18 protein-coding genes and 3 pseudogenes are annotated in these 19,979 nt (G+C 42.0%); 5 read left to right on the top strand and 16 right to left on the bottom strand.

Translation table 11 applies throughout. The annotated features are described in order from the left end of the window. Window position 1 precedes the first annotated feature (1 nt). The gene (locus tag AB4513_RS12100) at window positions 2-1,474 is read left to right on the top strand and encodes a carboxypeptidase M32 (RefSeq protein ID WP_102257305.1); all 1,473 of its coding nucleotides are present in this window, start codon (window positions 2-4) and stop codon (window positions 1,472-1,474) included. Window positions 1,475-1,727: 253 nt separating this feature from the next. Here the strand turns inward: AB4513_RS12100 and AB4513_RS12095 are convergent, their stop codons facing one another. The 5 genes from AB4513_RS12095 to AB4513_RS12075 form a co-directional block, all read right to left on the bottom strand. Next, entirely contained in the window at window positions 1,728-2,381 is a 654-nt protein-coding gene (locus AB4513_RS12095; protein ID WP_009846565.1) for a bifunctional 2-polyprenyl-6-hydroxyphenol methylase/3-demethylubiquinol 3-O-methyltransferase UbiG, read from the bottom strand. A gap of 587 nt (window positions 2,382-2,968) precedes the next feature. Next, entirely contained in the window at window positions 2,969-4,585 is a 1,617-nt protein-coding gene (locus AB4513_RS12090) for an endonuclease (protein WP_102257306.1), read from the bottom strand. 210 nt (window positions 4,586-4,795) lie between these two features. Further along, window positions 4,796-5,800 (bottom strand): metal-dependent hydrolase, encoded by a 1,005-nt coding sequence (locus AB4513_RS12085; RefSeq protein WP_102257307.1) that lies wholly within the window; start codon window positions 5,798-5,800, stop codon window positions 4,796-4,798. Between the two features lie 143 nt (window positions 5,801-5,943). After that, window positions 5,944-6,372 (bottom strand): hypothetical protein, encoded by a 429-nt coding sequence (locus AB4513_RS12080; protein WP_102257308.1) that lies wholly within the window; start codon window positions 6,370-6,372, stop codon window positions 5,944-5,946. A 173-nt stretch (window positions 6,373-6,545) separates the two neighbouring features. Further along, window positions 6,546-7,355: a sulfite exporter TauE/SafE family protein gene (locus AB4513_RS12075; RefSeq protein WP_009846561.1), complete on the bottom strand. Its 810-nt coding sequence runs from the start codon at window positions 7,353-7,355 to the stop codon at window positions 6,546-6,548. Window positions 7,356-7,683: 328 nt separating this feature from the next. Between AB4513_RS12075 and AB4513_RS12070 the strand changes: the two genes are divergently transcribed. Further along, the gene (locus AB4513_RS12070; RefSeq protein WP_009846560.1) at window positions 7,684-8,661 is read left to right on the top strand and encodes a DUF1852 domain-containing protein; all 978 of its coding nucleotides are present in this window, start codon (window positions 7,684-7,686) and stop codon (window positions 8,659-8,661) included. Window positions 8,662-8,707: 46 nt separating this feature from the next. Then, window positions 8,708-9,736: a methionine synthase gene (locus AB4513_RS12065; protein ID WP_009846559.1), complete on the top strand. Its 1,029-nt coding sequence runs from the start codon at window positions 8,708-8,710 to the stop codon at window positions 9,734-9,736. Between the two features lie 99 nt (window positions 9,737-9,835). Here AB4513_RS12065 and AB4513_RS12060 read toward each other — a convergent pair whose 3' ends face one another. The 11 genes and pseudogenes from AB4513_RS12060 to AB4513_RS12010 form a co-directional block, all read right to left on the bottom strand. Then, a complete protein-coding gene (locus tag AB4513_RS12060) occupies window positions 9,836-10,318 on the bottom strand; it encodes a tetratricopeptide repeat protein (RefSeq protein WP_240798308.1) in 483 nt (160 codons plus the stop codon). Then, window positions 10,316-10,747: pseudogene (locus AB4513_RS12055) on the bottom strand (GNAT family N-acetyltransferase); the annotation flags it as partial. The pseudogene AB4513_RS12055 and the gene AB4513_RS12060, both read right to left, overlap by 3 nt. An 83-nt stretch (window positions 10,748-10,830) precedes the next feature. After that, on the bottom strand, window positions 10,831-11,337 hold the full coding sequence (locus tag AB4513_RS12050) for a GNAT family N-acetyltransferase (protein ID WP_102257310.1): 507 nt from the start codon (window positions 11,335-11,337) through the stop codon (window positions 10,831-10,833). Window positions 11,338-11,383: 46 nt separating this feature from the next. After that, window positions 11,384-11,851 carry a cold shock domain-containing protein gene (locus tag AB4513_RS12045; protein WP_017081025.1) on the bottom strand — a complete coding sequence of 156 codons (468 nt, stop codon included), beginning with the start codon at window positions 11,849-11,851 and terminating at the stop codon, window positions 11,384-11,386. 74 nt (window positions 11,852-11,925) lie between these two features. Continuing rightward, the gene (locus AB4513_RS12040; protein ID WP_017077144.1) at window positions 11,926-12,159 is read right to left on the bottom strand and encodes a hypothetical protein; all 234 of its coding nucleotides are present in this window, start codon (window positions 12,157-12,159) and stop codon (window positions 11,926-11,928) included. Window positions 12,160-12,249: 90 nt separating this feature from the next. Further along, a pseudogene (locus AB4513_RS12035) lies at window positions 12,250-12,692 on the bottom strand (hypothetical protein). Window positions 12,693-13,066: 374 nt separating this feature from the next. Continuing rightward, window positions 13,067-13,927 carry an MBL fold metallo-hydrolase gene (locus AB4513_RS12030; protein WP_102257311.1) on the bottom strand — a complete coding sequence of 287 codons (861 nt, stop codon included), beginning with the start codon at window positions 13,925-13,927 and terminating at the stop codon, window positions 13,067-13,069. Window positions 13,928-14,296: 369 nt separating this feature from the next. Continuing rightward, window positions 14,297-14,770: a response regulator gene (locus AB4513_RS12025; protein ID WP_017103024.1), complete on the bottom strand. Its 474-nt coding sequence runs from the start codon at window positions 14,768-14,770 to the stop codon at window positions 14,297-14,299. Further along, window positions 14,757-16,112 carry an ATP-binding protein gene (locus AB4513_RS12020; protein WP_102257312.1) on the bottom strand — a complete coding sequence of 452 codons (1,356 nt, stop codon included), beginning with the start codon at window positions 16,110-16,112 and terminating at the stop codon, window positions 14,757-14,759. The genes AB4513_RS12025 and AB4513_RS12020 overlap by 14 nt, the downstream gene beginning before the upstream one ends. A 6-nt stretch (window positions 16,113-16,118) precedes the next feature. Then, on the bottom strand, window positions 16,119-17,537 hold the full coding sequence (locus tag AB4513_RS12015; RefSeq protein ID WP_004733551.1) for a DASS family sodium-coupled anion symporter: 1,419 nt from the start codon (window positions 17,535-17,537) through the stop codon (window positions 16,119-16,121). A 456-nt stretch (window positions 17,538-17,993) separates the two neighbouring features. Then, window positions 17,994-18,443, bottom strand: a complete 450-nt coding sequence (locus tag AB4513_RS12010; RefSeq protein WP_102257313.1) for a GNAT family N-acetyltransferase — start codon at window positions 18,441-18,443, stop codon at window positions 17,994-17,996. A 35-nt stretch (window positions 18,444-18,478) separates the two neighbouring features. Between AB4513_RS12010 and AB4513_RS12005 the strand changes: the two are divergent. Together AB4513_RS12005 and AB4513_RS12000 are read left to right on the top strand one after the other, a co-directional pair. Next, window positions 18,479-18,790, top strand: a pseudogene (locus AB4513_RS12005) (IS110 family transposase); the annotation flags it as partial. Window positions 18,791-19,016: 226 nt separating this feature from the next. Beyond that, on the top strand, window positions 19,017-19,973 hold the full coding sequence (locus AB4513_RS12000; RefSeq protein WP_198592076.1) for an IS110 family transposase: 957 nt from the start codon (window positions 19,017-19,019) through the stop codon (window positions 19,971-19,973). Window positions 19,974-19,979: the final 6 nt, after the last annotated feature.

Genomic DNA, 19,979 nt, shown 5'->3' with positions numbered 1-19,979 from the left:
AATGAGCGCATTCAAAAAACTAGTCGAACACTCTCAAAAATGTTCACGCTTTCAACACCTAGCCTCGATTTGTGGTTGGGACCAAGCTTCAATGATGCCTGCCGGTGGTAACCAAGCTCGTAGTGAAGCAATGGCCGAGCTTTCGGTTCATATTCACGGGTTGATGACGCAACCACAACTTGGAGATTGGATTGCAGACGCTGAAAACGAAGCGCTGAACAACGAACAACAATCATCTCTGCGTGAAATTAAACGCCAATGGCAACAAGCTAACCTACTTCCAGAAAAATTGGTGGAAGCGAAATCTCTAGCGGGTTCAAAATGTGAGCATGCGTGGCGTAGCCAACGTGGAGAAAACGACTGGGTTGGTTTTGAAAAGAACTGGCGTGAAGTGGTTGAGCTGTCTCGTGAAGAAGCACAGATCCGCGCCGATGCGGCGAACCTAACACCTTATGATGCCATGCTTGATATCTATGAACCAGGCACCAGCTCTGCTTCACTTGATGTCTTGTTTGCCGACGTTAAGACATGGCTGCCAAACCTGATTGATGAAGTAATCGAAAAACAATCGAGCGAGCAATTTAATGCGCCATCTGGCATCTATTCGACCGAGAAACAGAAAGCACTTGGTTTAGAAGTCATGAAGCTGCTTCAGTTCGATTTTGAACACGGCCGATTGGATGAAAGTGTTCACCCATTCTGTGGCGGCGTGCCTTCAGACGTGCGTATCACAACCCGCTACGACGAAGCTGAATTCGTTCAAAGCTTAATGGGTATAGTGCATGAAACAGGGCACGCGCGTTACGAACAAGGCTTACCAAAACACCTAGCAGGCCAACCGGCGGGCGAAGCGCGCTCTATGGGTATCCACGAATCTCAATCTTTGTTCTTCGAGATGCAAGTTGGCCGCAGCGACCCATTCATCGGACACTTAGCAAACTTGGCGGGGCAGCAATTCTCAGGTTCAGAGTTTGAGAAAGAGAACTTCCAGAAGATCTACACTCGCGTGAAGAAAGACTTCATCCGTGTTGACGCTGATGAGCTTACCTACCCTGCACACGTTATCTTACGCTACGAAATTGAACGTGACTTGATCAACGGTAAGATCAAACACACCGATGTGCCAGAACTATGGAATACTAAGATGCAGTCATACCTTGGATTAAGCACTCAAGGCAATTTCACTAATGGCTGTATGCAGGATATTCACTGGACGGACGGCGCATTCGGTTACTTCCCATCTTACACACTAGGGGCGATGTACGCGGCTCAGTTCATGGCTTCAATGAAGAAAACAGTGGATGTGAACGCTGTGATTGAAAGTGGCGACCTATCCCCTATCTTCACTTGGTTAGAATCGAATATTTGGAGTAAAGGCAGCCTGCTTAACACCGATGACTTGGTGAAAGGCGCAACCGGTGAAACCTTGAATGCGCAATACTTCAAAGATCACCTAAGAAGCCGTTACCTTTAATGGAATAAATCGATAGAGGCTGATCAGTTTATTGCTTCAGCCTTTTTAATCTCATTTTCAAAACATACTTAGGTTGATTTGAAGATTTATCCCTTCATCGAACCTAACAATCACGGAATATCCTGGTACCTGCTAGCGCGGAATTGGACAATTCCGAGTTGCGTCTTTTGCTAATATAGCAAAGCATGAATTATTGAAAGTATGGAAAAATTCGCTTACGTGAGTGTCCAGTATCACTGGAGCAGATCATTTGTTATATTTTTTTACCTGAGAACAATGCAACACACCCTATAACTTCCACTTTTACATCAGTAAAGTGTTCATTTAACGATGTCACCAATGAGTCTAAATCATCGTTGTTATTACTAAATATGCCTTTCTTATTGTAAACACCCATCAATTTTTTAGCGAAAAAATTCAGTTTCGTACCCTTACCTAAAATTGTACTACCAAACAAAACCCCACCTTCGTTCATATAGCTTTTTAAATGCTTAAACATAATGCCTTTACCAATTAAATTTCCAGGCAAACAATGAAGTAAATAATTAACACTAATTGAGTCAAATTTTTCGATACTTAATTCAAGAGGCTCAAGTACATCCCCACAGTAAACTTCAGGTTGAAAATGACTAATTGCTTTTGAGGTTGTATCAAGACTATTTTCATTCAAATCTAGCAAAGCGATACGTTTTGTTGTTTGTGGTAGGTAATTCTTAAGGTAATAACCTGAGCCAACGCCAACATCTAAATGATTAGATGAAACTAACATTGAAAATTGCTCACTAATAAGTCTAGTTGGGCATTTCCAAAAATAGTTATTTGATACTCCTAAAACCCAGAAATCGTATATTGATAGTACTTTCTTCGAGTAAACCGCTTGTCCAGCAATTGAGGCTTCTTGATTCATGTTAATTTCATATAGTTATAAATTATTAAAGTGCAATTTATACTAAAAAGTGAAGATTGCAAATCATACCAGAGATAAGAAATATAACATTTTAATAACGTGCCAGCATACATTGCTTCCGATTCAAGGCACGTTATCAATCAAAAACTTCCCTTTAGTTCTCTACTATTCAATAGCCGAGAAATAGTTGAACAACATATTCGTGCGTAACTGTGATTTAAGATCAGTCTGTTGTGGATTAGAAAATTTAGCTACATTGTTGGATCTCTAGGCATGAGGAAAAGTAAGGCAAGTTGCAGGGTTTAAAACTGAGTTCAATCCCTCTCTGGCTCACTTTTGGGCATAAATGATCTACAGCTTCCCCTAAATTAACAATTCAGAGATAACTATAGGTATGGAAAGTTACTTAACGTAGCGTCCAGTATTGATGGTGCCGATCACTGACAAGTATACGGACCTTCATGACAATATGCTTTTTCACATATTTTAAATCATGCTCTCTAATGCCTATCAATAAAAAAGCCCAAACAAAGGATTGGGCTCAATTGAATAATCATGAAACCATTGTCATGGTGGTTATATTCCGATTAATTTCCCCAGATTTGGCTTACAAACTCTGGATGGTCAATAAACGGATTACGATTCCCTTGGAAATCATGTACCGCCTTATTTCGGTCGATTTCTTTTTGGCTTACTGGATCTTCAGAATGCCAACGCTTTAGCATAGTAAGTAGCCAAGGTTCAAAAACGGTTGTATTGGTTCCATCCAGAACGGCATCAGAGCTTGTAGAGTTTCCTTCCCAATTAGCGATTTCATTTTCATAGCGTGTTGCCATGTAGAAATATGCTCTTGCGAAATCACCTTTAAACTCATCAATTGGCTCAAACACCGTACCGACATAACCAAGAGAGTTCGCTGCACTGCCTAACTTAGAACCATTGCTTGATGTGTATGTCGCGCTACTCACCTCACCAAATGGCCAATTACTACGTTTCGAGTTAACGTAACCGTCAGTGGCAAATAAATGGTGACCGTCAGAGTTCATTGGCTCGACTTTCCCACCAAACCAGCTTTTCGGGAATGAGTGCTCACGGTTGTAGCAATCACCTTCTTTGCTGTATTGACCACATTGATCGGCCACCTTAGTAAATTGGATTGAATCTGAGCCTGAAGGTTTCTCCGAATACATATCGAGAATCGACCCATCAGTGTCATAGTATGCGTCTAGGTCAGCCTCAGACACTAACGTCCAAATAGCGGTGTAACCCTGACTACTATGATTATCAATAATTTGATACAAGGCCGTTTTTAACGCAAAGCCCACTTTGCCTTCAGCGTCTTTGTAATACTCACCTAACACTGGTGGTTCAGTTGGTGGTGTAGTTGAGCCACCAATCGTAAATTCTGTACTCTGACTTGCTTGGAAATCACCACCAGATGCCACAACGGTTCCGTTTACCGACAAACTGTATGAACCATTCCCCACACTGCAACACATCCCATCTCCATAAGAGTCTGAGACTTCTAGGGTGTAGCTACCATCTGCTAAACACATTTCCACTTCATTGTTGGTGTTACTTTGATAGTCTGAACCAGAATAAAGAGTTTGAGAAACTGAGTTTTTGAGAGACCAACTGGTTTCAGAGCCATAGTTATCCGTCACTAGCGTGAGTGCGGCACTTGTGTCATTGCAGCTTTGTGTTGGTGGAGTCTCCGTAGGCTGAAAGTTATCTAAATACACCACTTCCGCACCATCAAAACCTGCATCATCATAAAATCGTATGCCCACAACGATATCTTTAGTGCTCGTAGCGCTGTACGAGTGAGTCAATGCTTGCCACTGATTCGTTAAACCATTATTCGAGTAGCCTAAATAGCCATCAACAAAAAGGCGAGCTTTCACGTTGCCTTCCGTATGGTAAACATCGACAGAGAAATCATAAGTTTTCCCTTGTTCAACACGTATCGTTTGCAGAAAATCGGTATTACTTTGAGTGCCTGTATTCACTGTTACTTGCGCAGAGAAACTGCCGTTATTAACAGGTACGTTAGAGGGTGAAACTGCAATGCCGGAGTCAATCACACTCCATCCAGATGGTACGTTTCCTTCCCAGCTTTCGAAACTTCCATTTTGCATTTGCGCATGCGCACTCGCTGAACAAAGTAATGCAACGCCACTTAGTGTTATTATTCTATTTATCATATAACCTTCTGTTTAATTAGATAAAAAACCAACTAAGCTTAGAAAGTATTCAAAAGATGGATAGAGACATAAATCACACTTATAAATGTAAGCACTATCAGTTTTATTAATATATGTGATGTAAGCAATGCAACATCGACCTGTTAAACAAACGAATAAAAAAGGCTGAGCAGGTTATCTGACTCAGCCTTTTTACTGTTTAGAACTAGATCATTTATCGCCAGTGAGCATATCGAAGAAGATCTGTCTCGACTCTGGGGTGTTGTCTCGATGAGTTTCGTATTTTATATGCGAATTGGCATCAACAGATTTTGATAACTTGATACTCCAAAGTGCTTTCATTTGATTCGGTACAATTGAGTATCGGACGTCGATAATACGCAACTCGTCCGTTGGGTCCAGAGCAATATAACCATTAGAGAACCAGCGGAAGCGTTCAATATCTTTGGCTTGTTGAGAATCCAGGTCAAGCCAAGGTAAGTCCCTGCTAACGTTCAGCTTAGCGACCGACTCTCCTGGATATACGTTTACCGATGTACCAACCCGCACTGCGTCTACATGATAATGAGCCTCTGTTTCGTACACCACTTTCCAAACTAAGATATTCGCAAAGCTTGGTTTTGCCTCTAATCGAATCGGCGTATGTTGTCTTTGTTCCGCTAATTGCCACCCAATCGCCTCTGCCCTATCTCTTTGTATCATCCCTAATGTTGGATAAATTAGAGCCCAAGCAAACGCAACACGTGCTAGCCAAGGTGCTCGTTTCAACGTTGCAAACACAAGCAAAACTAAGATGGGCAGCGTATAAACAGGATCGATGATTGATATGGTATTCCAAGCAAAACGCGCATTAGTCAAAGGCCAAAGTAACTGCGTGCCATAAGTGGTACAAGCGTCTAACAGTGCATGAGTGCCATAACCCAGAGCGCAAAACAGCCAGCTTTGCTTGAAAGTAAGCCCGCGCCTTTTTGCAATCAGATGATGTAGAACAAAGGCACAGATCAAACTGCCAATGGGGATAAAGAAGAGTGAATGAGTAAATTGTCGATGAAATTCCAAAGCCAACAAAGGATCACTTTGAGACTTAATCAGTGCATCTAGATCTGGAGCCAATCCAGAAAGTAGCCCTAATACACCTGCAACAGCCAAATGTTGTTTTTTGCTTGCTGACTGTGCCAAAGAAGCGCCTAACACGCCCTGCGTTAAAGGATCCATAAATCACTCATTGATAGCATTCCGTTGAATCAAACAAGATACATTTAGCTATAGCAGTGAATTGGGTTAAATAACAATGTTTTATCAAGATAATACTGTTGATAAAACACCCTGACATTAATGAATTCCATGAAGAGTTAGCGTTAAACGTTTTGCTGTGTGGCCTTGCTTAACAGCATTTCCCAATCAGATTTATCAACCTGTCCTTTGTGAACATTCACTTTGTAATAGCCAGTTTTAGTCAGTGATTTAACCTGAATATACTGACGAGAAAAGACAGAGTTTTTGATCACTAAGTTCGCTTTAACGTCATGTAGATGTATGTCTTCACCAACTAAAGATAAATGTCTTCGGGTGAACTTGGAGATCAAAGCATAGACAGCGATCATGATTAAGATAGAAGTAACAAAAGGGAAAAACTGGATCTCAGTCTGATAAAACAAGTTGATAGCTAAAGATGCGATCACGTAACTTATTATCATTGATAGAGCCACGTTCCAACGTGGGCCGTTGCCCTTAAATGAAATTTCTCGTGCCATCACTCGCTCCTTTAGATAAGTACTTGACCACATTTGAATATTTATTAAACGCGAACAACCTTATTATGAACTATGACGCATTAAAAGGAGTAACTCATGTTATTGAAGGGCTCAGATCGCAATTAGACATTTACATGCATTTTTTCGCACCTAAATGTCTAATGAATAAAGAAACTGATTCAGTTACAGGTTACTGAATTCTTTAATTAACGAGCAACCATGCTGGCTGCGATAACCACCAACAGTACTGAGAAGATCTTCTTAATCGTTGGAACCGGTAAATGGTTAGTTGCTTTTGCGCCTAGCGGAGCTGTAAACCAAGATGTGCACACGATGCCTAGCAGCGCAGGCAAATAAACAAAGCCAGCAAAACCTTCTGTTAGAGCAAAGTGGCTGCTGCCCGAGGTGATATAACCGATAGACCCAAATAATGCGATCACAATGCCACAAGCCGACGCACAACCAATGGCCTTTTTCATATCGACAGAGAAGAACGTCAATAGTGGAACCAGCAATGCCCCACCACCAATGCCTATCATGGCTGACAAGCCGCCCGTAATAGTTGTAAGAACCGTTAGTACGCCCTTGTTCGGTAGCTTTCGTTCTTTAGGCGCGTCATTTTTGCTGCTTAAGAACATCTTGATCGCAATAAGAACCACACTCACGGCAAACACAATACGAACCACTTTTTCCGGTAAAAGAGCCGCCATAAAGCCACTAATCAATGCACCCAGAGCAACACCCAACATGATCCAAGGTGCCAAATCCCAAGGCACGTTGCCATTTTTGTGGTGAGCAAGCGCAGAAGAAGTTGAGGTAAACAAGATTGATGCCAAAGAAGTCGCAATCGCTGCAACGACCACTTGGTCAGCAGGTAAAACTTCTAAGTGAAGTAAAATACTGCTTAACACAGGTACAATGATAAGCCCCCCGCCAATCCCCAAAAGCCCGGCAAGAAAACCAACACCACTGCCTAATAATGCACAGTATAAAATCAACAACAGCAACTCACTCATTTCGTCCATCTCTTAATTAAATTAATTATCTTAAATAACACACTATTAATGTGGTTATATTTCCATCAAGCCAATTAATATAACTGACACCACCTAATATTTTCAAACATAATAGATCATGAATATTCCTCATGTTGATTGTGAAAGAATACCATTGTTAATCATTTATCGAACCAAGTATAAAAATACCAAGCGATTAACTTAATACCGTATTAATTTTTCATACAGTATTGCCTTCAACTATTAATCCGGTCACAAGCAAAAATAAAAGCAATTTTAATTCTAAAGACCGAGAAAGTCAGACAACAGATTGGGATATCAGATCAACATGAATACAGAATTTAATTTTACAATTAAGAGCATTAGCCTCGACGAGAACTATCAACCTGCGGACAGCACACGTATCACCACCAACTTCGCTAACTTGGCGCGTGGTGACAGCCGCCAAGCAAACTTGCGCAATGCACTGCAGATGATTGACAACAGTTTCAACGCATTAGCACACTGGGACAACCCAAAAGGCGACCGTTATTCTGTAGAGCTTGAAATCATTTCTGTTGATATGGACATTGAAAGCAACGGCGAAGCATTCCCTTCCATTGAAGTACTGAAAACCAATATTCTAGACCGTAAAACCAACGAGCGTATTGAAGGCATTATCGGAAATAACTTCTCTTCTTATGTTCGAGATTATGACTTTAGCGTACGTCTATTGGATCATAATAAAGGCCAAGATAAATTCAGCATTCCAGAAGATTTTGGTGATTTGCACGGCAAGCTTTTTAAATATTTCGTTAACTCTGACGCTTACAAAAAGAACTTTAATAAGCCACCTGTTATTTGCTTAAGCGTGTCAGATAATAAAACCTATTACCGCACTGAAAACCAACACCCAGTATTAGGTTTTGAATACCAACCGAATGAGTCTTCTTTAACTGAACAATATTTTAAGAAGATGGGGTTACAGGTTCGTTACTTCATGCCGCCAAACAGTGTTGCACCTCTAGCTTTCTATTTCTTTGGTGATCTACTGAACGATTACTCAAACCTAGAGCTTATCAGCACCATCAGCACCATGGGTACATTCCAAAAAATCTACCGTCCTGAGATTTACAACGCGAATGCGGTTGCAGGTAACTGCTACCAACCAAACTTGAAAAACTTGGATCACTCGCTAACTCAAATCGTGTATGACCGAGAAGAACGAAGCAAATTAGCTATCGAACAAGGTAAATTCGCAGAAGAGACTTTCATTAAGCCATACCAGTCAGTTCTAGAGAACTGGTCTGCCAACTACGCGCTTTAATCGAGCAATTGCGCTCTTAAATCACCAAGGATAGGCAGTATACGTTATGAAAACATTATTACCGACTTCAACAGCAGGCAGCTTACCTAAGCCATCTTGGCTAGCACAGCCAGAGACACTTTGGTCTCCATGGAAACTGGAAGGCGACGAATTAACCGACGGCAAACAAGACGCGCTACGTGTCTCTCTTCAAGACCAGCAACAAGCCGGTATTGATATTGTGAGTGACGGCGAACAGACACGTCAGCACTTTGTAACAACCTTCATTGAACACCTGAATGGCGTGGATTTTGAAAAGCGTGAAACCGTTAAAATTCGCGACCGTTACGATGCGAGTGTACCAACAGTCGTTGGCCCTGTTTCTCGTCAAAAGTCGGTTTTTGTCGAAGATGCTAAGTTCTTACGCCAGCAAACGGATCAACCAATTAAGTGGGCTCTACCGGGGCCAATGACCATGATAGATACGCTTTACGACGCGCATTACCAAAGCCGTGAAAAGCTAGCATGGGAGTTCGCAAAAATCCTTAACGAAGAAGCAAAAGAGTTAGAAGCGGCTGGTGTTGATATTATTCAGTTCGATGAGCCTGCGTTTAACGTATTTTTTGATGACGTGAACGATTGGGGTATTGCTTGTTTAGAAAGAGCCATTGAAGGGCTTAAGTGTGAAACTGCAGTTCATATTTGTTATGGCTATGGCATCAAAGCAAATACGGATTGGAAAAAGACACTAGGTACCGAATGGCGCCAATACGAAGAGGTATTTCCTAAGCTTCAGCAGTCGAATATCGATATCATCTCATTAGAGTGTCATAACTCTCATGTGCCGGTTGAATTGCTTGAGCTCGTTCGAGGTAAGAAAGTGATGGTCGGTGCTATCGATGTTGCAACCAATTCAATTGAAACGCCGGAAGAAGTTGCCGACACTCTACGAGAAACACTGAAGTATGTTGATGCCGATAAGCTCTACCCGTGCACCAACTGCGGCATGGCTCCCCTTCCTCGTGAAATTGCCTCAGCTAAGCTCAATGCGCTAAGCGCTGGCGCAGAGATCGTTCGTAAAGAACTTTCAGAGTAACGGTTTAAACTCAAACTAAAACCGAATTCTTGAAGCCTAAGTATCCTATTAATACTTAGGCTTTTTCTATATTAGTACATGATCTTTATAAGCAGCGGCTTACCAGGTTTTATCTAAGTCTTGAGCATATAAAGAGATCGCGCGTTGGTACTCTTTAATCGCATCGCTATTAGTCGTAGATACCAAAAGCTCAAGTAACAGCGACGTCGCCTCTTTATGGCGACCCAAATTGTACAAACACATTGCGTAGAAAGGTTTCACCTCTATCGAGTCAGGATACTCAGCCCTAGTCTGTTCGAAATAGCCTAAAGCCTCTGCATAAAGACCAAGGCTTCGATAAGTACTCGCCAAACCGAACAGCGCATCAAAACGCTCTACTGAAGAAAGCACGCCAGACAGAGATAGCACATAGTGCTCAATCGCCTGTCGCTCTTTACCTTGATTATCGTAAGACCACGCGATCTGCAAGTGCGCTTTCGCGGCATAATTTTCATCAGTGAGTAGCGTTGCCAGCAAGTCACGTGACTCTTGGTACTTCTCTTCTTTTCGCAATTCGATTGCTTGTTTGATAATGGTGTCCATAGTTCTTCCTAAAATCAGTTCCATTTCAACGAGTCCTTTCACTTCAGACAACTGAGTAAAACCTTTTGATTGATAAAGCTTAATGGCGGGGTTCTCACTGAACACTCGCAACACTAACTGAGCCGATGATTGATTGTTCGCATGTTCAATAGCTAAATCGAGACACTTAGAGCCAAAGCCTCTACCTTGATATTCAGCTAATATCTGCAAGTCCCGAAGAAACGTTGTATCACTGGTGTAACTGAAGCGGATAACACCAATACGGCTATCCCCTACATAAATTTCATAGTTATCCAGTTCATCCCAGCTACGTAAAAACTGACTATGACCCCAAGCGATTCCACGAGCTTGATAGTAACTCGCCATATTCGTTTTAGTGATCGATTCAGCGAACTTAGGATCGGAACCTTTGACCAACCTTACTTCCATATTGTGTCCTTTGTTTTCAAATCACATCTGAATACGGCATAGAAAAGTGCCAAGAGTATTGCATCGTGTTTGAACCATCCTAATCAATCTGATTCCTTGTTTAACGCCTTCTCTAACCACATTGAACTGATGTATTGATTGTTTTTCTTCGCATATTCATTGAACACTCCGACTTCTCGAAATCCAAAACGTTTATGAAGTGCTATTGAAGCTTCATTAGGTAAAGCAACACCTGAGAGTACGCGGTGAACACCACAATCACTAATCGATGCAAATAGCTGAGAATAAAGCTTAGAGCCTAAACCTTTACCTTGAGCTTCAGCCGCAAAATAAATAGTGACCTCTGCGGTATCTTCAAATGCCGACATAGCCCTGTATTGCTGAGAACACGCGAAGCCTAATAACGCATCACCTTCTGTCGCAACATACAGTTGATATTTGCTTTGGCTCGAAAACTGAGAAAACCACTGCTGGCGATTTTCCAACGACAACTTCTCTTCTTCAAACCGCGCATTGGTATGTTCAATATAAAAGTTGAAGATATCGGTGATGCCTGCAATATCAGGTAATGTCCCTACTCTGATTTCCATGTAATGTCCTTTTAGTTGTCTATTTTGAATGACTAGTAAACAGGCATCAATAGTGACTGCAGAACTGACTCTCGCAAGGAATACCATCACGATCACCATCTATTTTCACATTGGGACAGTTTGCCAAATAAAACTTTGCTTCATCGCAAGATAGCATCTCACTACAATGCGTTTTACCTTGGCAACTAAATCCCATATTCTCATATGCAGGATTTAACTTAGGCTCCAATACCAAAAGATACAAACCTGCGCCAATAAGCCCGACGAAAAGTGCAGACAAAATAATTGAAAGAGGGTTAGATTTGGATGTTTCTATACCAACTAGTTGAGCACTCGAAGCGCTGAGTTTAGAGCCACTATTCGATAATTGAAATTCAACTTCATCCCCAACTTGAGGACGACGATAACCGTCCGTAAACTTCGATATATGAACAAAAACATCTCCCTCTAATTCATCTGAATTGATGAAGCCAAAACCTCTCTCATCAACCCAGCGAACAATTTTTCCATTCATAGCTATCCCTTCTTCAAACCGCTTTCAACTCTTGACTCATATCACCAACAATATGCAGATTACATTATGACAGCTTAATGTGGGGGCAAATTACTCGATGGACTCTTAACTTTACCCATTTTAGTCAGGATACCTTTGCCCTTCTCATAAACAAAAGATAAACCAAAGTAGACTGAAACCCACAAGACAAAATCGAGAGCAGCTAACTTGATATCAAGTGGATCTGAAAAGATGTTATAGGTGTGCCCAAACTTTGCTTCAATTGATTTAACTAAAATCACTGTAACGATAAAAATCACAATCCTCATGGGTTTTCCTATCTATATCTTTAAACTAAATCGTACACATGCGTGTGGATATTGTTTAAGTTATTCCAAGTATATAATAAGTTGACGGCCCTACTTGCCATCGACCTTTTCTATAAACCAACTCCCTTGGCACGGGCCATTGGTTAAGTGCCAAGGGCCGTCAAATCTATTGCTACTTCCATGTGCTGAAAAACGATAATCCCATCGGCGATGTTTGGCATATAAACGTAAGTCGCCGCTTTCACAGTAATCCAGCCCTCTAACGGTGTTCCGTTGTAGGTAAGCCTTAGGGTTGCCTTGCCCTCACGAATGGTTCCGGTAATAGTTGTGCGTTCACATATATTATTGCCAGTGGTGTTAATGCGACGGCCTAGCCACTCACCGTCGAAATCGGTAGAAGGAACAAATTGGGGAATATCAGGAAGTTTAGGAAACAACTCGGAATTACTAGACCCGAACCACTGAAGAGCACGACCAACAAGGGAGAAGACAACAAAGCCGATTGACATCGCTATCACAAATCCCTTTTTCATTATCCTCTTCCTAATCAGATGACCTAAAGAAAAGAACCCTAACATAATGAAAAGTAATAACTTACTATCAATTTAATTAATTTTGATATATTCCACAAATTGCATTCAAATGTTGAATATAGAGAAAGCGGCATTGAACGAAAATGCCGCGCATTGAGAATCAATTGTGTGCAGTGCCGGAAGCTCTACATAGAAAAACCCTAACCTTCCAAGGCATTGCGCCAATACTGAACGGTTTTCTCCGACACCAAGCATGTCTCGCTCGCCGCTGATACTAGAAAGTCACATAAGCGAGCTGCGACCTCTTCATTCCCCAACAAGTATAAACTGCGAATGGCTCGCGTTAGCCGTATCTATACTTAAGCGAGCGTCTACTATGAACTTTTCGATTTATTCCTCTGTTGTGCTTCACTGAGTTTCTCTTTCGCTAAGGCTTCTTGCTGGTCTAAAAAGCTAAAGAAGTTACTTTCGCTAATGAACGGGTTATTCAAACCATCGGCATTTTGCTTCTCACGATTAGCGAATAGATGATTCTTATGAGGATGGTTAGACAGATTCACACTCACAACAGGCGGCTGCAAAGCGATCTCTCGGACTCTGTCCATGCTCTCGAAGAACTGCTTCGCCAGCTTTGGATCTCGTGCATTAATACTATGTCCGCCAACTACAAATGCGCGATGTGATATACCGTTGTCTTTCACCATAAGGTCTATCGAATAATCCCCTTCTGTGTGGCCGGGCGTAAGGTAGAACTTAAACTCGTCCTCACCGACAATAAGACTACTGCTATCTTGCACAAAGAAGTCTACCTTGGGCGGCAAAAAGGTATTCTTACCACTGCTTTTGTTAGCTTGAGCTACGGCTAACTCATAACCCTTTTGTGTCATCACGACCTTTGCATCATATTCAGACTGGAGAAATTGTGCTCCACCAACATGATCAGAATGGCCGTGAGTCACCAAAATATGAGTGATAGCCTTATCTTGTAACCCAAGCTTTTTTAGATTGATGGGTATCCACATCGAATAAGGGAAATCGAGTGTATCAATCAGAACTAATCCCTTTGCAGTCTCTACCGCATAAGACGACACCCATCTATCACCAACGTAATAAACGTTATCGAACATTTGGAACGGTTCAACATAGCCGTTTTTAATCGACATTTCCGGTACGTCTTTAGATGCCATTGCACTGGTCGAAACCAATAACAACAAAGCCAAAACCAATTTTTTCATTTTACTTCCTAGACTGATAACGACGCATAAGTTAGCTGCAACGTCCTAATTAAATTCACAGTTCTAACATACGACACTAGTACTCTGCGACACATTTTAGCTCTGCTGCATGTTCAGGGAATCTTTCGTGAAGAAAGCACAACGCATCCGTTGGCGTTGGCGTTGGCGTAGCGTATAAGTTTTAGATTTAAGCCAGCAACCAGTGTGTTAATAACTGAGTACTAAACCTGAATTACTAAAAGAGATAGGTAAAATATGCACCGAAAGATTACGTCTTTCGCAGACAAAATCCCTCAGAAAGCGTCCTTCGGTGCATACAATTTCAAGCGACTGACATAGATGACTAGCGTAAGTCGCTAACATAAGTGACTAGCGTAAGCGTCTCAACACAACCTGCTGGTCGAGATCATTCTGATAGTCCGTGTAATCAAGCCCTTGATCAAATATGTACTCAGTGACAAGAGTACGAATGCACTCAACTAATGTGCTTGCTTGCCAAGGCTTTTCAAAGTAACGGTCGATACCTGCTGCATTAATCGCATTGATGGTATCAGTATGAGTGGCCTGCCCTGTAAGAAGAATTTTCTTTGTATTCGGAAAGCGGCTGTCATGGAACACGTCAGTGAGTAACTCCACCCCCGTTTTCCCTGGCATCACATGATCAGACACGATGACGGTAATGTGTTCGCCTTCTGCGTCAAGTTCATCAATGAGATCAAGCACTTCTTGTGCTGATTCACAATCTTCAATATTCAGCCAACTCGCCAGCGGCTCTAAATCTTGTACCACTGCGCTCAGTACTTCTCTCTGGTCATCGACACAGATTAAATTAAGCTTCTCCATGTTCACCCTCTACTGGTAACTTGATTCTAAATACAGTTTTAGAAGCATCACTTTTCACAATAATACTTCCGCCATAACCCGCCACAATCCGCTTAACTATTGATAAACCCAAGCCCAATCCAAACGATAAACCACCTTTTTTAGTGGTGAAGTTGGGCTGAAATACCTTTCTACGAGTCACCTCGTCTATCTCAGGGCCATTATTCGTGATCGTAACTAATATTCTTTTCTTACTTAATCTGGTTTGAATTTCTATTGCGGCATCGTCTGAATTCGACATTGCATCACAAGCATTCTTTACAATGTTGACCCAAATCTGAACGAGCTCTGTTTTCGAGCCTTTAAAAGTCGGCAAATCTGCAGGGCTCAATCGCACAGACACTCGACGTAACTCACTTTGTAACAACGATAAGGCATGGTTAATGGAGTCGTTAATATCAACCGCTTCTTCGGTGTCAATATCAACTCTGCCAAGTTGTTTAACCGATTTTACGATGCCAACGGTGTGTCTAGATGCCAAACGTAAATCATGTAAATCACAGCCCATCTGCCAAAAGCGAATCGCTTCTTCTGGGTTTTTCAGCCAATGTTTTGAAATAACGTCTGTTGCAGATAACGCGTCAATTGGAATCGCCTTGGCAAGAGAGCGAGCAATGTTCTTGTCTAAACCATATTTTCTTTCAAATTGTCGCCCACGTGTTCGCGCTTCTGACGACGACGTTTTCTGACCATGCATTAACCCAAAATCGAAAAATTGACTGGCTTCTGGATGCACTTCTTCGAGCAGATCCATGATGACCGTTTCAAGTCGACCAGATTTGCTATTTACTACACCAATAGCGTTGTTAAGCTCATGGGCAATCCCTGCAGCTAATTGACCCAAGGTCGTCATTTGCTCAGCAGTATGTAACTTCTCTAGCGCTTTTTGTTTCGCTATCGCTTCTTGTGTTGCACGGCGTTGACGACGCGACAACTCATTGACAATCACAGGTGTGAACTGTGCGGTAAGAGGGCCAAATTTACGTTCATCTTCTGCCGGCGTGTCTTTATCGATCCACGCTAACTCAACATCGGTTTTAGCAACAACCGTTGAAGATGCTGTCCAATTACCTGAAAAGAAGCTATGAACGCCTATAAAAGCTCCACTACCCGCGCTAAACACGCGTACTCGCGGTGTATTCGCTTCGGAATAAAACCCTTCCAGTTCTCCACTAAACACATAATACAAACGAGTGTTTAACGCTGATTGTTCAATAATGGTGTTACCGGCACGGCACGTCACCCGACGTTCTGTCTGATTAAAATAACGATCGATAAGTGCTTCTAGCTTTTGTTGATACACGTATCGTTATCCTATGTGACCAATTGAATGTAGCACCCACACCATAACAAAACTCAGTAGCACACCAACCACACCTAAAATAATACCGATTCTGGCCATTTGATTACTTTGCACATGACCTGTGGCATGAGCCAACGCATTCGGTGGCGTACTGATTGGCAGCGACATACCTAATGAAGCGGCAAAAGTCACAACCAGAATTAACGTTAACTCACCGCCTAGTGGCGTGAGTGAAGCCATAGACGAACCTAATGCAGCCATAATTGGCATTAACAAGTTAGCTGTTGCGGTATGAGACATAAAGTTTGCCATTACCAAACACAAGAACGCCGCTCCGAACAACACCACATAGGGTGAGTAAGCATCAAACGGAATGCTGTGTACCACGAGCCTTGCTAAGCCAGTTTTATCGAGAGCTAAACCAAGTGCAATACCACCTGATACAAGCCACAGTACGTCCCAAGAAATCTTTTTCAGGTCTTCTTTATTGATGATCCCTGTCAGTGAGAACACAGCGACAGGAATAAGAGCGACGGTATAAGAGTTCATGCCATGGCTTGAGCCCATTAACCAAAGAATGATGGTCAGCGCAAAAGTGACGTATACCGCAATGGCTTTGGGTGTTTTAAGGAATTTACCTTTGATGCTTAGCTCGATTTTCTTTTGGTCAGCTTTGTACATAAAGCCTATTAAAAACCACGCTAACGCCATCATAATAACGACAAACGGCACACCAAATGCCATCCATTCACCGAACGTAATTAGGTTGTCGCCAACTAAATATTTAAGTGCGATAGCGTTCGGCGGGGTACCGATCGGGGTACCAATGCCACCGATGTTAGCGGCAACAGGGATACAAAGCGCAAACGCTATACGACCGGGGTCTTTCGGGCCAAACACAGCCAGTACCGGCGTTAAAATAGATAGCATCATTGCCGTTGTTGCCGTGTTAGACATAAACATCGAAAAGATACCAGTGATCAACATTAAGCCGAGCATCACAAACTTTGGGTCTTGTCCAAATGGCTTCAATAATACACGGGCTAAGTTTACGTCTAATCGATACTTAGTGGCGGCCATCGCTAAGAAAAAACCGCCCAAAAACAGCATGATGATTGGGCTGGCGAATGTCGCCATGATGTCGCTGTATTTTAACAACTCACCAAAATGTTCCTGCCCATGCTCAAACCTTAAAAAGATCAGCCCTTTATCCGACAACATCAACAATTGCAGAACGATAATAACAACAGACGTCGCGTAGATCGGGATGGGCTCGAACACCCAGCACAATGCCGCTAATAAAAAGATCGCGATAACGCGTTGTTGAATAATCGTAAGGCCTTCAAATGGGAACGCTGATAGCGGCATTACGAGGATAATGAAAGGAATTAAAATAGGGATAATGTATTTAATATAGGGGCGCATAGCACAAAAACTCTTCCTGAGATAACAACTACTTAGAAATTAGATTTAAAGTTCTAATTTAGTCCGACAACGAATTATCGACCTCTTATCACTATCTCACTATCGGCTAGATCAATGATTCCGTAATCGCGATATCCCCTTTTTCGATTCTGTGCGCTACCTCTACGTTTGTATGTGATTTACTGTTGCAATTAAATTCAGGAGAGTGGTTTCTACGTTCCTAGTCATAATCCGTTCCAGTTACTCTAGATACTGTCAGAACAGATCAGTCACTTAAAGTCACGTCCATAAATTAAAGCCATGCCCATAAATTGAGGACCGCTTCTGATAAAAGCGCTGAACAACCTTTTAAAGGATGAAGTAATGGATACTGGCACTACTATAAAGTGCCTTTTCTAATAGTTGGTTGCTTGTCATGTTTCCTCCTTGAAACTAAGACCGAATAGATTTGGTTGTTTATATGACTAGCATCTTTGAGAGACAAATCGAACGGTCTACACCGACATATTTACCATAAGCACTGGATTCTGAGTAAGCGTGGCGACAATAAAAGGTCACCGCTTTAGAGTTAACTCTACGTGTCGATAAAATAGCTTTTCGATAACCTTTTTCAATCGCAAGACATTCGAGTTGTTTCAACAAATATGAGCCAGCACCGGCTTTGTTAGAGTACATCCGCTTAAGTTCACAAACTTCACTTTCGTGATATCTAAATACCCCACATGCCACCGCGCTATCATTTAGATACACCACGATACATCCATCTTTTGATGGGTCGAAAGCGTCAGATACAAAAGAGCTTTCGCCTGTGTCATTAGTAATCTGGCGAAGTGACAAATTCAGCTCAGCGGTTAATGACTGAAAATCTCTATGATTTGGTTCTATTTTCTTATATTCGAATTCCATACCTACCACATAATGCCAACTCAATCAGCATGATCAAAAATACAATATTGCAGATCGCCCCAAGAATAGGAAATATTGCCGTCTCTACAATCACACGAGAAAGTGTTCGCTACAAAGGTAAGTGCTTAATCCAAGGCGGTCGAAAGTAAGCACGAACCGCTTTATACATGGCGATGATGGCAGCCATGCAATGTAACACCATATTCATAGCGACTTATGCTCGACTTTTAGCAGCTGTAAAACCTAAAAAAGTTGTAACAACCGCGTGTGTTCGAAAGATGGTTGTGACCCTTAACTCTATGCTGAGAGATGGTGCCATGTGGGATGAAAATACAGCCAAAAACTAATCATTGACCATAGTCGTTTGTATGGATAATAAGCACTCCAATCGGGTAATGTGAGACCCAGGCTTTAGCTGCAACTAAAGCTTTCTATGTAGTAGTTCGTTTAAACGCTGGCTCCTCTATCGAGAGACCGATAACAAACATGAACGCTACATAGGACTTCAAGCATAAACCTCGAATAGTCGACTGGGTCTCGAACCCGCATTACGCAAGCATGAGTTAGCTTATTATGAATACCAAAATCAATCAAAGCATCAACGTTGGAGTTGATACCGGCAAAACACAATTAGACATCCACATCAGGCCACTAGACCTATTTTTCTCAGTAGAGAACAATGATAAAGGCATCAAAAAAGCACTCAAAACGATTAAGAGTCACAATCCTGAACGAATCGTTATTGAAGCAACAGGCCGATTAGAAATGCCTTTTGTTCTTGCATGTGCAGAGGCTCAATTACCTATTGTCAGAGCAAACCCTGTCCACATAAAACGGTTCGCTGGTGCTATTGGCCGCAGAGCCAAAAATGATCGTTTAGATGCAGAATTGATTGCTCACTATGGAGAAGCAATCAAACCAGCTCTTACTGTCATAAAGCCAAAAAACATACGCCTAATGAGTGACTTAGTCATTCGCCGAAACCAGTTGTTATCCATGCAAACCATGGAAAAGAACCGAATCCAGATACTTCCCGCTTCTCTCCATCCGACTATCAAACCGATGCTAACCACGATAAAAAATCAAATCACCAAGTTAGAAGAAAAGCTCGTTAAACTCATTGAAGATAGCCCTGAATATCAGGCTAAAAACACAATATTGCAGAGCGTCCCTGGAATAGGAAACATTGCCGCTGCATCAATAATTAGCAACGTACCAGAACTTGGCTACATCACAAATAAACAAGCGGCATCACTAATTGGTGTCGCTCCAATAACACGCGAAAGTGGGCGCTACAAAGGTAAGCGCGTGATCCAAGGCGGTCGAGCGCAAGTACGCACAGTGTTATATATGGCAATGATGTCAGCCATGCAATGTAACCCCGTATTCAAAGCAACTTATGCTCGACTTGTAGCTGCCGGAAAGCCTAAGAAAGTCGCAATAATCGCGTGTGTTCGAAAGATGGTTGTGACTCTTAACTCTATGCTGAGAGATGGCGCCATGTGGGATGAAAACACTGCCAAAAATTAATCATTG

This window comes from Vibrio sp. 10N.222.54.E6, assembly GCF_041473955.1.
In the GTDB taxonomy this organism is placed as follows: Bacteria; Pseudomonadota; Gammaproteobacteria; order Enterobacterales; family Vibrionaceae; genus Vibrio; species Vibrio tasmaniensis_A.
This window is presented reverse-complemented; position numbering and strand designations above follow the sequence as displayed.

Excerpts from the sequence above, each read along its gene's own strand:
- AB4513_RS12100 (WP_102257305.1), top strand. The coding sequence starts at position 2 with ATGAGCGCATTCAAAAAACTAGTCGAACACTCTCAAAAATGTTCACGC.
- AB4513_RS12095 (WP_009846565.1), bottom strand. The coding sequence starts at position 2,381 with ATGAATCAAGAAGCCTCAATTGCTGGACAAGCGGTTTACTCGAAGAAA.
- AB4513_RS12090 (WP_102257306.1), bottom strand. The coding sequence starts at position 4,585 with ATGATAAATAGAATAATAACACTAAGTGGCGTTGCATTACTTTGTTCA.
- AB4513_RS12085 (WP_102257307.1), bottom strand. The coding sequence starts at position 5,800 with ATGGATCCTTTAACGCAGGGCGTGTTAGGCGCTTCTTTGGCACAGTCA.
- AB4513_RS12080 (WP_102257308.1), bottom strand. The coding sequence starts at position 6,372 with ATGTGGTCAAGTACTTATCTAAAGGAGCGAGTGATGGCACGAGAAATT.
- AB4513_RS12075 (WP_009846561.1), bottom strand. The coding sequence starts at position 7,355 with ATGAGTGAGTTGCTGTTGTTGATTTTATACTGTGCATTATTAGGCAGT.
- AB4513_RS12070 (WP_009846560.1), top strand. The coding sequence starts at position 7,684 with ATGAATACAGAATTTAATTTTACAATTAAGAGCATTAGCCTCGACGAG.
- AB4513_RS12065 (WP_009846559.1), top strand. The coding sequence starts at position 8,708 with ATGAAAACATTATTACCGACTTCAACAGCAGGCAGCTTACCTAAGCCA.
- AB4513_RS12060 (WP_240798308.1), bottom strand. The coding sequence starts at position 10,318 with ATGGACACCATTATCAAACAAGCAATCGAATTGCGAAAAGAAGAGAAG.
- AB4513_RS12050 (WP_102257310.1), bottom strand. The coding sequence starts at position 11,337 with ATGGAAATCAGAGTAGGGACATTACCTGATATTGCAGGCATCACCGAT.
- AB4513_RS12045 (WP_017081025.1), bottom strand. The coding sequence starts at position 11,851 with ATGAATGGAAAAATTGTTCGCTGGGTTGATGAGAGAGGTTTTGGCTTC.
- AB4513_RS12040 (WP_017077144.1), bottom strand. The coding sequence starts at position 12,159 with ATGAGGATTGTGATTTTTATCGTTACAGTGATTTTAGTTAAATCAATT.
- AB4513_RS12030 (WP_102257311.1), bottom strand. The coding sequence starts at position 13,927 with ATGAAAAAATTGGTTTTGGCTTTGTTGTTATTGGTTTCGACCAGTGCA.
- AB4513_RS12025 (WP_017103024.1), bottom strand. The coding sequence starts at position 14,770 with ATGGAGAAGCTTAATTTAATCTGTGTCGATGACCAGAGAGAAGTACTG.
- AB4513_RS12015 (WP_004733551.1), bottom strand. The coding sequence starts at position 17,537 with ATGCGCCCCTATATTAAATACATTATCCCTATTTTAATTCCTTTCATT.
- AB4513_RS12010 (WP_102257313.1), bottom strand. The coding sequence starts at position 18,443 with ATGGAATTCGAATATAAGAAAATAGAACCAAATCATAGAGATTTTCAG.
- AB4513_RS12000 (WP_198592076.1), top strand. The coding sequence starts at position 19,017 with ATGAATACCAAAATCAATCAAAGCATCAACGTTGGAGTTGATACCGGC.